This window comes from Rhodoblastus sphagnicola (assembly GCF_002937075.1).
Classification (GTDB): domain Bacteria; phylum Pseudomonadota; class Alphaproteobacteria; order Rhizobiales; family Beijerinckiaceae; genus Rhodoblastus; species Rhodoblastus sphagnicola.
The window spans coordinates 1-14,839 of record NZ_NHSJ01000086.1 but is presented as its reverse complement, the minus strand read 5'-3'; the positions used below and the strand labels follow the sequence as shown (position 1 = coordinate 14,839).

Here is a 14,839-nt window from a genome sequence, read left to right as displayed (position 1 = left end):
CGGCGGCGCTCGGCGCCCGATATCACCGTAATTCGTCCCATGCTGCGCAGCTAACCTCGCTCATAAAGCCGATTTAGCTGCGAAGCATCGCGCAGGCCTCAATTTTCGCAAGGCGCGTCACGCCGGATGGATACCGACTGGCGATGGATGGGCTGAGCGAATCGCGAGTGATTGAGCGGGACGATGGGACGCCGCCCGAAGCGTCAAGGTCATGGGCAAGCAGAGATGCCGCCGGGGGCGTGCGGTAACAAGGTGTTACCAGCCAGTGGTTTGGCTTGGGCGCGGCGCGGCTGCGTGGCTGGCGTTTGAGATCGTGTGACGGGCAAACGGGCGCGACAGATTTGCGCTGCGTCTACGCGCCTCTCACGCCATCCAGAGATTGAGCGGGGGCACGACGGAGCGCAGCGCGGCCCGAGCCTGACAAGCGAGGAGACGGGCAGACAGCGAACAGGACCGTTGTTCTCGACGGTGCTTCCCATGTGCTTCCCAATTGGATTTTATGGGAAGCACGGTGCTTGAGTATTTGAACTCAGTCATTGATTTGAATGGCGCGCCAGCCAGGACATAGATGGGCACTGTGAACGCTGGGAAATTTCACGACATCGCTGATGTCACAAGCGGCCAATGGCAAAGTCGCTCCCATTTGAAGGCGAACCTAAGCAGGTTCGCGGCGCGATCGACTACGGCATCATCCTCGGCTGGTCTGGGCATAGCCAGCTCCTTGGTGCATGGAATGACCTTTAGCAAGTGATGAAGTTCGACGATCTGGGCATGAAGATCGTCAAGTACGATGTCTCGGGTTGCATAGGGCGTAACGCGCGCGACGCGATGGGTGCCGATCGCCCCGTTCTCTCCTCCCCTATTCAGTGACGGACCGTGAGCTGAAGCGGGTGCCCGACGAAATCGGGGCAAGGATTGCCAAAAGCGAACGTTGACTCGGATAAAAGGCCGAATGAATAGCAGCTTTTAAACTTCGATGTATGCGGCGAGAGCAGCAAGCCCGCATCCGATCGTCTTGCGGAGCGCCGGTTCTATGACGCAGAGAGTTGTTAGCCAAGTGTGCAGTTCCTGAGCCTCGCCCTTCGAAGATACGCCGAAGGCGAGTTCACCCGCCCAGTCTCCGATGAATTTTCGCCAAGCTTCTGACTCCTCGTAAGCCGCTGCAGCATGGAGACCGATCAGCAACTCGCAGCCGGGCCGAGGTGGAGACAAGCCATCGATGCGGTTCTTGCGCATCATCACTCTGACGTCACAGGCCAAGTCTGTGCTTCGGGTTATCGCGGCGACGCCGGCCAAGCCGTGGATCAACGCGTCGCGTTCTTCTAAGGAAACGTCCCCGTTGATTCTGTGACCCGCTGCGCGGATCATTGAAACAGTCCTTGCAATCTTTTCGTTATCAAAATGAAAAAGCCCGCGAAGGTTGATGAGAGCGGTTACGCTCTTCGGCTCGAATTGTTCGCCCGCCAAGCTCTCATTGAGAATTGCTTCGAAATGCGCCGGAACAGGATTGCGTCTACATTCAAGGGATCCTTCTAACGGTCCCGGAAGAAAGCTGGCCGGAAAGTTGATGGCAGCCTGGACCGCCATAGGGTCATCGCTGAACAGCAGCTGGTGCAAGCTGCCCGGGGGAACGTTTGGCGCGAACTGATAGCCGGCGTTGTGTATCCGACCAATAAGTTCGCAATGTAGTTGGTCCGGTCCAGCATAATCCGGCAACCAACGCGGTTCGAGGCGCATATCGACCAGCGTCTGAAGGTAGAATCGGTGGCCTCGCTGGCCGAAAGCCCATTTACTGAAGCTCTCCACATCAATACGGCCGAGACCGACCCGCTCGACCAACGAAGCCTGTGCCAGCGCGGCGAACCGGCGCCGAAAAGGCGGCCAATTCCCGAGTGCCTTCGTACGACTCAACTCCGCGTCGATCAATACGAAACCGGCTGACAAAAAATTCAACCGACATGCTGCATCGTCAGGGTTTAGCTCGATGATCTCTCGGACGAGCGCCTCGATCATTGGTTCGAGATGACGTGAGCTCGGGAGGACGGCAAGGCCCAACTCAATCATGCCAATCTTCGACACTAGGTCGGCTCCGTCCTTCGCCCACTCTCCTAGGCGAGCTAACGCGTCCGAAGGCAAGCTGCTCAGTGGGCTCTCTGCGATGACACCAGCATGACTCGCAAGGAGAAGCGCCACCCGAGCGCCTTGCTCGGTGTCCCAGGCTAGCAGATCAGCGATCCGTGAGCTGGCGCTGCCAGCGAGTTCTGAGGCCGAGCAAGCGTCTCCGACTCCCACTAGGCGCTCGTAATATGCCGGATCGGCGGGGGCAATTGTTTCGAGCTTCACGTCCGGGCCGGACAGCTCGTTATCTAAAGCCCTTATGCAAGATTGAGGTGTTCTCGACAAATCAGCCAGCAGCTCGCCGAGCTCGTCGTCCTCAATAGGTCTTTGTTCAAGTATGACGCGCCACTCCGGCAACCCGTTGGGCGGCAGCCCCGCGTCGACTAGCGCAAAATCGAATTCAAGCAGACGTTGCGCGCGATCGGTGCTCAGAATTGCAAGGCCGCTGAGCCTAAGATGCGTGTCCCCTTGTGTTGCCGTAACCACCGTACTTCCGTTGCCTTGCACCTCGATCATTACAGAATAGGACGTACCCGATTCATCATGGATCGCAGCAGTGCTCTGGTCAGCCAGGGCTGATCGGATCGCGTCAAACAGCTTGTCTCGACGAAATCGGGCGCCTCCTACACCGATCGTCAAAATTGACTGGACCTTAATGCCAAGCTCATCGCGGAACGCTTTGTTCGCCACCAGTTCCCGTCGAAGGAAAGGGGGGAATATCCCGAGCACGTTTGCCTCTAAAGACCTCTTTTCAGTGCTCATGTTCATTAGACTTTCATACATCAATTGCTACACGCATAAGCACAGTCGCCCGCGAGGCCTCGACCAGTTTATTGTAAATGGTCAGGTCTTCATTCTTCAGGTCATCGACTACATCTTCCAACCATTTTTCAAAGCGAGCAGCGGCCTCCCGAGACCCAATACAGCTGTGGCTCAATAGCAGGCTGTTGACGATAATGGCTAATCCGAAGCGAGCCATGTTGAGGTTGTCTTCTTGATCAGTCTGACCGGCCCAGTTTCGTAGGTCAGCGCGCTCCAAGAGCCATTTGGACCGAGCGCGCGCGTCCGCCTCGGACACATCGTCATTCCACTGAGCGACCACCGCATTTGCGAGATCAGTTAACATTGTATCAAACCAATGCGCCTCCAGCGGCAACGACAGCCAGCCTCGCATTTGCGCCAGTTGAAGATTTTCACGGTAAGCTCGCAGCTCTCCAGTCTCGACGACAGAGCTATCACGCGTTTTCGCTCGGGCAATCATTTCTATTAACTCATCCGCTGAGGCGGAGATTAAAATGTATCCCGCCTGGCGAAGAGCCGTGCGATGTCGGCACAAACTCTCTTGTGAGTCGCTGGCATTCAACGAACGTATGGCGTCGAGTGACGTCCAAATTACCGATGAGCCGTCCTTTCCCTCCATGTTGAGGTGTTGGTTCATGAATCGATCATCACAGACGATCGCGTCCACTTTCCCGGCAAGATGCAGGACCGCGACGTCTGGATGGCCGGCCAACTTATCCGCCTTGAACATCGAGTCAGTCGCGACGGCGCCACGTTCTATTCCAGAAGCGAGGGTTCTTCGCAGCCTCTCCACGACCTCATCAATTGCTTCGGCTCTGGTCTCAAGCTCGATAAATGCGTTGGCTTCGTGAATTTCGCGCTCGGAAACAAACGCCTTCAATCCAGCAGCTGCAAGCTTATCAAGAACTCGCGTAGTCCTTAGGTATGCTACGCTTAAGTCGTCAAGATAGAGCTCGGCGCCGTCCTGGATTGTCGGTTCGCGAGGCCAACGGGTCTCTTGCCGTTCAAGGTAGGCTCGGGCGTATTCCTCCTCATCCAACGTCAAATGTCCGCGCTCGGCGAGCTTGTCGATGACTGCAAGGCAACTGCACAGCACGTTGCTAAAACAGGAAAGGTCAGCTTCTTCACGCCGGAGCGAACCCAGTTTGTGGACCGGTGCGGACCGGACGACGATCCGTTGCACCCGTGTGTCGTCGATGACGATAGCCGAACTGAGCATGGTCGCCAGATCCGGACCGACAGCTTCCGCCAGTTGGCCTTCGACGGCGCTCATCGCTGTGAACCTATGCAGCCGCATGCGGGCAATCGCGCGACTCATTGCATGCGCGGCCTTGATCCGACTAGGCTGGTGAAACGCGAGCTTCCCGCGTTCTTCAAATAGCCAGCTTAAGGTGCTGTGCGGAATGGTGATTCCGCCATCTCGCTGAATCACGCGCTCGATCTCACCCAAATACGTCAGAGTGACCAACGCGCTGCCGCTCAGGCCGATTGTTGCAGCTTGAGGGTCTGGTGCGCCTCGCGCGCCGCTGAACGCCGGAATGACGCCGCGCCGTCGCGGGTCAGGCTGCTCCCTATTGGCGACCATCACGGCAAGCTGCATCTCGAGTGAGGATCTGTGAAGGACCTGAGCCACGACGGCGAGAGGAGCAGCGCCTTTGCGCAACTGTGCCCAGACATCATCGACGTGTCGGCTCCATGCCGGCGCCTCCGAGATGAGTTCATCTAAGGATGCGTGCTTTATGGGACCATCTTCCCCGGACAGACTTACCGCGTCTTGAAACCAGCGGCCGACTTCAGGTTCGTTCTCTCGGCCTGCTTGAGTCGCTGTAATGTAGCAGCCGAGCAGGATCCGGGCGTCGGCATCGGGGTGGGTGGCAGTAGCCTGAAGCAACGTCCAAAGCCGCGGCGAATTGATGCGAGCGGCAAGCTGCGAGATACCGAGCAACTCCTCGGCAGATCTCTTCTCACACACCGCCCATTCCGCCTCCACAAAGGTTCCGAGTTCGGGCCATCGGCCAGTGGCGATCAGAATGTTGACGAACAGCGCGCGATCGTTCGCAGTATCGCGCTCAGATCGTAGAGCCTCGACGAGCCGACTGGCCTCTTTGAAGTTGCCCTGGCGATAACGGCTCCACGCCAGGAAGCCGCGCAGAGTGGCTGATGTCGATACGACATCCTCGATGTCGTCGAGAACCATCGCCGCCTCATCGTGACGCTCGTGACAGAGTAAAAAGTGAATGAAATGCTCGGCGTCCGTAGCGACTTTCGTCGTCGTAACGAGTTTGCGACCGAGTTCAAAATAACGATCCGAATAGCCTTGCGCCCTGAGTTGATCCACGAGACGGGCCAAGTGAACTGTCGAAGGTTGTCGTTCGTATTGAGCTTCGAGCTCAGCTGTCAGTTGCTCGTTCGAGCTTTGCGCAACAGCACTCTTCAACAGATCCAGATGCGCGGGATCAAGCTCGTTTTCGGTTTCCGACAAGCGCTCCCGCGCCAATTCATGGCGTCCAGCTTCGATCAGTAGGCGAATTTCGACACAATAGATTTCAGGCTTTTTGAGGTGCCTCAGGATCAATTCGCGATGGCGTAAGAAGTAATCGGCAGCGTCTTCGGCATTCGCTTGGTGGACCGCTAGAGACAATCGCGCAACGGCGAGGTCCGAACTCCCAAGAGGCTGAAGCGCTTCTCTGCGCGCCAGGACACGCTCGATGAAATCCAGATCTAAAGGCACATGGAAACTCAAGGCGAGCGGCAAGAAGGGCATCGCGCTCTCACCATCACTGAGATGCGCTTGCAATCGTTGCATGGCTTCGTGCGTCGCTTGAGAATCGCGCAGTTCCAACCAGAGCGCGGTACAAGCGAACAAGACTGCGTCCGACTTGCATTCTAGCTTTGTCGCGGCTATCTCCGCTAACCGAGATAAGCGTGCTGCTTCCCGCCTGTTGGCGAGTGCATTCTCATTGTCTGCTAGCGGGAACTCGCGCGCCGCAAACGGCGCTCCGCCCAGGAGTTCACTTCGCAGATCGCCAGGAACGGCTTGGCCAAGAAGCGCCACAGCGGCCATCCATAACGCGGCCGGAGTGCTGATGAAGTCCTCGTCAGTAAACCTTACTGCGTCAGCGAACGCGCCGTCCCAATCTCCCGCCTGAAGGCGAACGGTCAAGAGCACGTGGCGACCATCGGAATCAAGATTCAAGAAGTCGATCTCGGCCGTCGTGCACCATTGGAGCGCCAGCACCGGACCTTGATCACCGAGCACGACCTGAAGCGCGGCCATCCTTCGAGGGCCGCTGTTAACAGGCGCGAGCGCCGCAAGCGCTTGTTGCCAATCTGTCTTTGCGACCAAAAAGGCTGAGGCGATCCGTGCGTCCTCAGAATCGCCAAGGCGGTTGGCTTCGTCGATCGCCTGCTGAATTCGATCGGGCTCCCCTTTCAGCGCCTGCCAGCGGGCGCAAGCTCCGATGGCCGCCGAACGCGTTCCATCGGCAGCAGACGACAAGTCGCCACCGACGAGACGTTTCGTGAGCTTAGCGGCGTCATCTTGGGTGTTCGCTCCGTCAAAGAAGCGGCGCCGCCTAATGCGTTCGATTTCGCGGCGAACCTCTTCGTCGAGTAAAGCCTGCGACAGCGGGTTTACGAAACGCTGATTGCGTCGCTGCTCGGCCTCGAACTTCGCGTCGAGCATGGCGCGCATGCTCTCATGGTCGATGACCTGCCGCACACGGAAGAAGCGCGCCCGGACACTCGGGTGGTGTTCCAAGCGTTCGTCTAGATCGACCGGGCGGATGAGCGAGTACCTGAAACTCAATAGCCGGGTTTTCATCCGAGGCAAGACAGATGGAACGTCGATACCATCAAAGCTTGTGTACTTGCCGACGACCTCGCGAAGATGTTTCTCGATGTCCGCGTCGTTATCTCGGAACCAAGTAATGGGAGCAGTGAAAAAGCCTACCACTTTACCGGCTGGCTCGCTGCTCACTGCCAAGTTGTATTGAAAGTTCTCCGCATCGGGCAGCAAACTTTTATCAATCTCGGCAAAGAGCAAGAATTTGATGACTTCCCTCACCGTGTCCGGCACGGTGAAGGCTCCGGCGACACGCTTGCACTGCACAAGGCCTGAGGGACGCTCCTCACGGGTGAGCCAAACGTCACGGCCTCGGTCCGCGCCTGTGATCATCAGGGTAGCAGTGTCGTAGTACTCTCCGCTTCCGCCGTCGGCTCGGAAGAGGTCGTAAAGTAAGAGTTCAAAATCTTCCGGCGTGAGGGCGCCATATGCGGCGCGAGTTGCTCCCGCATCGGCGTCTTCGGCCCTTCTGACCTGAGCAAGCTCGGCTTCGACGCTGTCTCTGGTTAGGATGCTTGGCACGTTCTGCTCATATTTGTATTGAGCCTAAATTATTCGGACCAACTGTCGATTCCGAAGAAGGCGCCCGGCAATTACGAGATAATGGCGCCTATCGATTTCTGGATGATGCCGCCCCCTTGGCAACGGGATGATGGCGCCGGATCGTGGGGCATGCTGGCTGCTGTTTCTTGGCGCCTGGAACGGCGCCTGGTCAAGAGGTGATCGCGCTCTTGGCGCCGGCTTGGGTCGAGCGCAGGTCCTGGCTGGCCGCCATCGTGACCAAGTCCAAAATCTCGCTATTGGTGTCTGTAGTCGCGTTCGGCGCCAGATCACGGTTGTCATTCCCGCCGGCGCCCTTGATCGGCATGCAGCCGGCCTCATTCGAATCCTTGGTGGCCGACGGCTTCGTCGGCGCCTCGACGTCCGGCGCGCCGATCTCGCGCTGCTCCGGCACGTCCAGCGCATCTGCGGACCCGGCAGTTTTGGCAGTACGTTTCGGCAGGTTCACGCCCTCGATCGTTGCTCCGTAACGCAAAGCGATCGCCTGCACCGCTTCCGGCACGGCTTCCAGCATACCGCGGCCCACCCAAAAGAAATCCAAGGGCTTTATGCGGGGTCTGGTATCGGTGTTGCAGAACCATCCGTGCTGCTTCATCGTGTCGTGGTCCTCACGCTTCAATCGCTGAGGCGAAATGAATTGCAAATCGATGTCTTTGGCGGGTTCGGCCTGCAGCGCCTCTGCCGTCATCGGCGCCTCGGTCTTCTCGGAAAACTCGGCTTTATCGAAGGCGGGCGCGGGACTATCCGTCACCTTCTGTTCGCTCTGGGTCTGCGCCGTGAGTTTGGCGTTGGTGGCGCTGGTCAGCTGGTCCTTGAGTGACTTGGTCAAAAGGCCCACACCGGCGGCCAATAGCGCGCCTTTCATCTTGAGCCTTTCGATCGTGCCCGCATCCGCGCACTCCACCGCGTCGGCAATGGCGCCGACCAAGACCAAAAAATCCTGCCTCAGCACGCACACATTGGCCGCTTTGAACACCGACAAGGCCATGGCGACTTCTGCGCCATTTCCAGTCTTGCTTGATTTCGCGATTTCGTCGGCGTGTTTCGCCTTCTCTTCTGCGAGATTGAGTTCAGCGAAAAATTCGGAAAACATCGTCTAACTCCTTGGCTCGAAATTTACCATGAGCCATTGTAAAACATATCCTCCCATCAACCAAAAACGCTATACTTCATTGGAAATGTATACGAGATTTTTTACGCGCGCTTCATCTTTGCGCGGCATGCCTGACAATCCCGCCTCCAGCGCTAGCCTAGCTTCGTTGAAGCAAATTTTTTTTCGCACTCACCGAAAATTGGCGCGAATTGATGTGTTTACTAGCCTTATTAACCGCAATTTTGCCATTTTTACGTTACGTGAAGTAAAATTATATTATCAAGTCGGCGCCAGGGGCGCTGTCGTGCACGAAGTTTCAAATAAGAACCGCTCAATTATATTTAAAATTCTTACCGCAACGCGGTTAACGCAAGTAATCCATTCCGAACCGTCAGCTTATAGCACATCGCGCAGGTCGCCCACAGCCCCCATTTTTTCGGCTTTCCGGATCCTCTGGTTCCTCGATTCCAAATCGGTCACTCCAGACTTATCTCCGAATTCCGCTGTCCATCCGGTGCACGCCGACCAAAATCGACAAGGCCATCAAATCGGCAGTTTTAAATCCGCCAAGAATTCGGACCCTGGTGCAACGCCTGTGACCAGCAGACGGTCGCGGGCCCGCGTGCAGGCGACATAGAGCAGCTGACGCTCGGTCTCATAGACCTCATCCAGTTCCACCTCATCGGCAACGGCCTCGACCCGCGACTGAAGCGGCAGCACCTCGTCATCGCACGCCATTACGATGACTGCCTTGAATTCCAGTCCCTTCGCCAGATGCATCGTGCCGACGGACATGCGCCCAGCAGGATCGTCGCCGCGTCCGGAAAGCTCCAGAGCAGACAAGCCGCAAGCTTTGACCACGGCCCGCGCACGGGGAAGTTGATCAGCGCCACGGGTGAAGATGCCGATCTCATGCGCGGCGATCCCGTCCGCCAACGCTTGCTTCACGAAATCGACGATAGTGGGGAGTTCAGCGTTTTCATCAGGCGCAAGGGCTACGATCGGTTCCGGACCGCTGAACAGCGACACCGTCCCCTTGCGTTGGTCCTCCACGCCGTCGACGTCGCGCAAAACGCTTGGCAACAAACGGTCGGCCGCCTGTCGTATCTCGTGGGAGGTGCGGTAATTGACCTTCAGGGTGGCCGAGCGACCGCGAACGTCTACGCCGAGCGCCTTCCAGGAAAAGGGCTGCTGGAAGATCCGCTGTCCGATGTCGCCCGCGAAGAACAGGGCGTTGGCGCCACCCGAGGCGATCGCCGCGAAGAACCGCAACTCCGGCACACCGAGATCCTGCGCTTCGTCAACGACAATATGCGTGAACGGTTTCTCGGCACGGCCGGCGAAGTGGCCTGTGAGCTTTCCAAAGATCTGCGACCAGGTCATCAAGCCTTGCGACAGCAAGGCGGCGCGCGCCGCCTCAAAGACCGGCCAGAGTCGGTCGCGCTGCTTGACGCTCATTCGGTTCTTGCGGCCAAGGCGCGGGACCTGCCCATAGGCTTCGGCATTGTTGACTTGCCAAGCGTCGACGACGTTGGTCCACTCGGAACGGATGAAGCGCTCGCTGAATTCCGAGACACTGATGGTCGAGGAGACCTCCGCCAGGATCGCCCAAACCCGGTCCTCCGTCGCGACATGGGCGCGGTGGCCGAACGCAAGTTGAAACAGGTCGAGCGCCACGCCCTGAAACGAGGCGACCGAGATGCTCGGGATGACGCGCGAGTCCGGCCCCACGAGAATCCGCACTTTACGCTCCAGCGCGCGGGAGAGCGGGTCGGAAAAAGTCGTCAGGAGCAACCGCGCGTTGGGTGTGGTTTCGACGAGGCGCGCGGCGCGATGGAGCGCGACCACGGTCTTGCCGGTTCCCGCGGAGCCCGCGATGCGCGCGGGGCCGGAAAACTCCTTGCCGACGAAGGCGCGCTGCGAGGGATGGAGAAAGACGGTCCATTTATCCCAGGGATAGTCGAGCGCCAGCGCCAGATGCTCGGCGTTCTCGACGACACGGATGCGCCGCAGCGTGTCCGGATGGGCGAAGGGGTCGGCCGGCCTCGCCGGCGCCGGTCTGTTCAAGTCTCCCGTCGCGGCGTATTCGAGCAGCGCCTCGGAAGCCTCGGCCGGAAGGTGCCCCGCAATGTCTAGAAAGCGGTCTTCGGTCGCCCGCGCGACATCGGCCAGCCAGTCCTCGGGAACGCCGATGGCGAGGAGGTCGTCGGTCGACAGCGATTTGAAAATCGGCGCCTTGGTCGGCTTGGCGCCCGACGCGACGATGGGCGCGCCGAAGGGAAGTTGCGGGGCGACTTCGACGACGCGCTCGCGCACCTCGACGATTTGGACGGCGCCCGTCTTGGGATGCGCCTCGATGCGCCGTCGTTCGGCCCAGGCGTAAGCCTTGTCGTGATGATCGACATAGGCGAGCAGCATGCTCGCCGCCGTCTTGTGGACGATGATGCGGATGTCGGCGTTGGCCCGCACCGACCAGAAATTCGCATCCTTGGAGTTGTCGATGCGATGAAACGACAGCCCCGGTGATGACGGGTCCATCTGTAGGTCGAAAGCGGTCGTCTTGACCGCCTTCTGCTCGTTGGCGGCAAGACGGGCGAGCGCGTCGGTGAAGGTGTCGGCTATGCGAAATTCCATCAGGCTTCGGCCTTTGAAATCTGAGCAGTTTGATCAGAACCAGTCATTGGATGCCGGAAATCGCGTGCCCAACATGTACAGACCGCTGTGACCGTCGATCAGGCTCCAGCCATCCAGGCCCGTCAAGACTTCAGTCATGAGGCCATTGTCTTCGGCGATGGCCCCAAGTTCGACCTCGCCTTCATCGAACTTTGCAGCCGGCGGATGCCGAACGATGCCGGCCTTCTGGAGTATGCCAAGCGCCGTTGAGATCGGACCGCCAGGTGGCAGCAATACGCTGTTGTCGACCATGGTCGCGGCAAGTGGCGGGTTGGCGAACAAGACCACCATGAACATCGCCGTTGCATTCCACGCGCCGATGTATCGCGGCCTTGTGACGCGATTGGTCAGGGGACGCATCCATGCATTTTGATATTGTCGAAGTCCTGCCAAGGTCGTCGGCAAAGCCTTGGAAAGCCTAACGGATTCAAAAAGCTGACGTCCACCGCGCAAGGATTGCTCGATGGGCACCGGGCCGCGCTCATAATGGTAGCCTGACGCCACTCTGAGGTCGTTGTCGTTCAGATCCTGCAAGGCCCGCGTCGCCGCATCGACAAAGTCGACGTCCAACTGAGCCAAGTGACCCCAGGCCAATCGTAAGCGGCACGAGCGCACCAGGGGCTGAAGCCCCGGTGGGGACCGGCTCACGTGTCGCGCTTGAACCTGATCGGCATCCAGAACTGCCTCAGCGCCTCGACGCTCTTCGGAATCTCGCTGGACGCGTTTTGGATGAAGTATGCCGATTCCGTTCTCATGGCCGGCGGCAGGAACGGCCGGTCGCGGTCGTCGACGCAGTGTGACAGGATCGGCAGCAGCAGGCGGTGTTCGACCCTGGCGGGCGTGAGCAATCTGGACCACTCCCTCAGCCGCAGCTTCATGACGAGGAGAAAGCCCATGCACCATGGCCTTGCGTCGATCTCGCCATTCGCCATTTGCACGAACACTGGCGCGAAGGTTTCCGGCTTCGTCGACAGCGTCTCGCTGATCTCGTTGTGACGCATGAGCGTGGCCGCGATGGCGGAGAATGTTTCGGTGTCGTGATTGAAGTCGTCGGGATCGACGCCGAGCAGCGGGCACACCCATTCCTCCGGCATCGTCGACACCGGCCCGGCGACGACGGCGCTGACCGCGCCATCGACCATGGAAAGCGATTTCGCCCGCGCACTCACCCATTCCCCGAGTTGCTCGAAGGACATGGCGTAGTCGGCCATGGTCGTCTTGACCGGCTTTTGCGCCGGGCGCTTTCCCGGGCGAGATTTCGGCTTGCTCATGCCGCAGCGCGCGCTTCCGCCGCGCGGGCTTCGGCCTCGCGCGCGGCCTTCCAGTTCCAGGCGAGCAACTCATGGAGCTGGTTGTTCTTGGTCTGGCCGGAGACCATCCGTTCGAGAACGTCGGCCAAATAAGTCTCAGGGTCGACGTCGTTGAGTTTTGCCGTGTTCAGAAGCGAAGCCAGGATCGCCCAGGTTTCCCCTCCGCCCTCGTCGCCGCTGAACAGGCTGTTCTTTTTGCCGATTCCAATGGAACGAATGGTTCGCTCCACCATGTTGGTGTCGGGCTCCAGCCGACCGTCGTCAAGGAACGCCGTCAGACCATTCCAGCGCTCCAGCATGTAGTCGATGGCCTTGATCAGCGTGGACTGACGCGAGATCCCATCCCGCACCGCTTCCAGCCGCGCCTTCAGCGCCTCCATCAGCGGCTTGGTCTCCGCCTGGCGAACGGCGCGACGCTCGTCGGCCTTGCGCCCGCGGATGCGCGCCTCGATGGCGTAGACCGCGCCGATGCGCGCGATCACCTCCTGGGCGAAGGGCGATTTCGTCGTCTTGTGGACCTTGACGAAGTTGCGGCGCGCATGGATGAGGCAATAGACCAGCACGATCTTGCCGGACATTTTTTCATCGTCCGCCATGCTGTCGTAAGCGGCGTAGCCATCGACGTGGCACACGCCTTCGAAGCCGGCCAACTGGCTCATGATCTCCTTCTTGCCGCGACTGCGGGCGAAGACATAGACGACGGCGGGCGGCGCGGGTCCTTGCCAGGACCGGTCATCGGTCGCATGTGCCCAGAACTGGCAAATCCGCGTTCGCCCGCGTCCGGGATCGAGCACCGGCATCGGGGTCTCGTCGACGAACAGGCGGCCATAGCCGTGCATCGTCTTCAATTGCAGCAGATAGAGGCCCCTGAGCATCCCCGCCGCGCCCTTCATCCAGCGCGCCAGCGTCTGGCGGTCGATGTTGACGCCGTAGCCGGCGAGAATCTGCGTCTGACGGTAGAGCGTCGACAGCCAAGCGTATTTGGCGACGGCGATATAGGCGATGAATGCTGTCGTCGCCAGGCCGCCTTCGACGAGCCGCGCGGGCGCCGGAGCTTGGACGATCGGACCTTCGCATGAGCGACAGGCGTATTTGGGACGGACGGTGCGCAACACGCGGATCTGCGCCGGCGCCCGGTCGAGCGCCTCGCTGATCTCTTCGCCGATCCGGTGCATTTGTCCGCTGCAACAGGGACACTCGGTAGTCTCCGGCTCGATGATGCGTTCGCAGCGCGGGAGGTGTTTCGGCAGGGCGCCGATATTGCGCCGGGCCTTGCGCTTTTTCCTGAAGGCGTCCGGCTTCTCGAACCCGTCGTCGTTGGCGGCGGGCGGCGGTGCGGCTCCGACGTCCAACAGATCGAGCGCCAATTGCTCGGCGAGGATTTTTGCCGCCTGCTCCGAGCGTGCCCCGAAGATCAAGGTTTTGAGCGTGATGATTTCCGCGCGCAAGTCCTCCTTCTCGCCATCAAGAGCAAGGATCATCTCGACCAGCAAAGCCGGGTCTTTCGGGAGATCTTCTGGACGAAGCGACATGAGGAAATACTATGCAGAAACAGCCTGAAGCGCTAGCAGAACAAGGCGTTTCAGGCGAATTTCGGCGCTGGTTTCGGCGGCGGTGGAGCAAGCCGGAGCCACTCGCCGAGACCGTCGAACAGCATCGCCAGTTGCGTCGCCGTCAGCCGCATCGCGCCCGCCTGCACCGGCGGCCAGACAAACTTCCCTTCTTCGAGCCATTTCGTCGTGAGCACAATTCCCGTGCCATCGAACGCCAGCAGCTTCAACCGATCGGCCCGCTTGGAGCGAAACACGAAAACGTCGCCCCCGTATGGGTCGGCTTGCAATCCTTGAGCGACCAGCGCCACGAGACCATGGACGCCGGTGCGGAAGTCGATCGGCTGCGTCGCCACGAAAATCCGGACTTGAGGGCCAAACGAGATCATCGCGTCGATCTCAACGCCGCGAACACGTTCGTCAGGGTCCGCGCGTCGGCGCCAGCCGGCACAAGCACCGTCGCGCCCGCGATCGCAACCTCGATGCGCTCCGGGCGCGCGCCCGGTTCCGAGGGCGCCATACCCAGTTCTCTTGGCGGCGACCCGGCTGATGCATCCTCGATCTCGACTCGGGCAAAGAGCGATCTCTCGGCCATCGCCGTCCGGGCTTCGCGTCGCCAAACAGTCAAGAGGCCGCGGCTGACGCCGTTGCGCCGCGCGATGTCTGAAACGCTCGTATCCGGGCTGAAGCTTTCCGCAACGATGCGCGCCTTTTCGGCGTCGCTCCAATCGCGCCGACGCCGCGCGCCGGTGATCACTTCAACCCGTTGGTAAGAGGCGCCTTGATCTCTGGCTTGATGCATGGATTTACGAAGCTCGCTCAGGTTCAACCCCAGCGAGTCTCAACTATTCCAACGAAAACCGCCATGTGGGAGGCTCGTGCCGCTTAC

The 14,839-nt window shown here is 59.6% G+C and carries 9 protein-coding genes; all 9 read right to left on the bottom strand.

The window, feature by feature from the left end; genetic code table 11:
* Positions 1 to 966 precede the first annotated feature (966 nt).
* The 9 genes from CCR94_RS13870 to tnpA all read right to left on the bottom strand — a co-directional run bounded on the left by CCR94_RS13870 (position 967) and on the right by tnpA (position 14,707).
* On the bottom strand, positions 967 to 2,880 hold the full coding sequence (locus tag CCR94_RS13870) for a hypothetical protein (RefSeq protein ID WP_146090001.1): 1,914 nt from the start codon (positions 2,878 to 2,880) through the stop codon (positions 967 to 969).
* Between the two features lie 13 nt (positions 2,881 to 2,893).
* Entirely contained in the window at positions 2,894 to 7,285 is a 4,392-nt protein-coding gene (locus CCR94_RS13865) for an HTH domain-containing protein (RefSeq protein WP_104508444.1), read from the bottom strand.
* Between the two features lie 190 nt (positions 7,286 to 7,475).
* Positions 7,476 to 8,417 (bottom strand): hypothetical protein, encoded by a 942-nt coding sequence (locus tag CCR94_RS25110; RefSeq protein ID WP_158254762.1) that lies wholly within the window; start codon positions 8,415 to 8,417, stop codon positions 7,476 to 7,478.
* A gap of 543 nt (positions 8,418 to 8,960) precedes the next feature.
* Positions 8,961 to 11,051: a 3'-5' exonuclease gene (locus tag CCR94_RS13855; RefSeq protein ID WP_104508443.1), complete on the bottom strand. Its 2,091-nt coding sequence runs from the start codon at positions 11,049 to 11,051 to the stop codon at positions 8,961 to 8,963.
* Positions 11,052 to 11,084: 33 nt separating this feature from the next.
* Positions 11,085 to 11,669, bottom strand: a complete 585-nt coding sequence (locus CCR94_RS13850; protein ID WP_146090000.1) for a hypothetical protein — start codon at positions 11,667 to 11,669, stop codon at positions 11,085 to 11,087.
* Between the two features lie 65 nt (positions 11,670 to 11,734).
* The gene (locus CCR94_RS13845) at positions 11,735 to 12,361 is read right to left on the bottom strand and encodes a UPF0149 family protein (protein WP_244594071.1); all 627 of its coding nucleotides are present in this window, start codon (positions 12,359 to 12,361) and stop codon (positions 11,735 to 11,737) included.
* The gene (gene tnpC / locus CCR94_RS13840) at positions 12,358 to 13,932 is read right to left on the bottom strand and encodes an IS66 family transposase (RefSeq protein ID WP_104508441.1); all 1,575 of its coding nucleotides are present in this window, start codon (positions 13,930 to 13,932) and stop codon (positions 12,358 to 12,360) included. Before tnpC ends, CCR94_RS13845 begins: the two co-directional genes overlap by 4 nt.
* Before the next feature lie 50 nt (positions 13,933 to 13,982).
* Positions 13,983 to 14,339 carry an IS66 family insertion sequence element accessory protein TnpB gene (tnpB, locus tag CCR94_RS13835; RefSeq protein WP_104508440.1) on the bottom strand — a complete coding sequence of 119 codons (357 nt, stop codon included), beginning with the start codon at positions 14,337 to 14,339 and terminating at the stop codon, positions 13,983 to 13,985.
* The gene (gene tnpA, locus CCR94_RS13830) at positions 14,336 to 14,707 is read right to left on the bottom strand and encodes an IS66-like element accessory protein TnpA (RefSeq protein ID WP_244594070.1); all 372 of its coding nucleotides are present in this window, start codon (positions 14,705 to 14,707) and stop codon (positions 14,336 to 14,338) included. The genes tnpB and tnpA overlap by 4 nt, the downstream gene beginning before the upstream one ends.
* Positions 14,708 to 14,839 lie beyond the last annotated feature (132 nt).

Excerpts from the sequence above, each read along its gene's own strand:
- CCR94_RS13845 (WP_244594071.1), bottom strand. The coding sequence starts at position 12,361 with ATGAGCAAGCCGAAATCTCGCCCGGGAAAGCGCCCGGCGCAAAAGCCG.
- CCR94_RS25110 (WP_158254762.1), bottom strand. The coding sequence starts at position 8,417 with ATGTTTTCCGAATTTTTCGCTGAACTCAATCTCGCAGAAGAGAAGGCG.
- CCR94_RS13855 (WP_104508443.1), bottom strand. The coding sequence starts at position 11,051 with ATGGAATTTCGCATAGCCGACACCTTCACCGACGCGCTCGCCCGTCTT.
- CCR94_RS13870 (WP_146090001.1), bottom strand. The coding sequence starts at position 2,880 with ATGAGCACTGAAAAGAGGTCTTTAGAGGCAAACGTGCTCGGGATATTC.
- tnpB (WP_104508440.1), bottom strand. The coding sequence starts at position 14,339 with ATGATCTCGTTTGGCCCTCAAGTCCGGATTTTCGTGGCGACGCAGCCG.
- tnpC (WP_104508441.1), bottom strand. The coding sequence starts at position 13,932 with ATGTCGCTTCGTCCAGAAGATCTCCCGAAAGACCCGGCTTTGCTGGTC.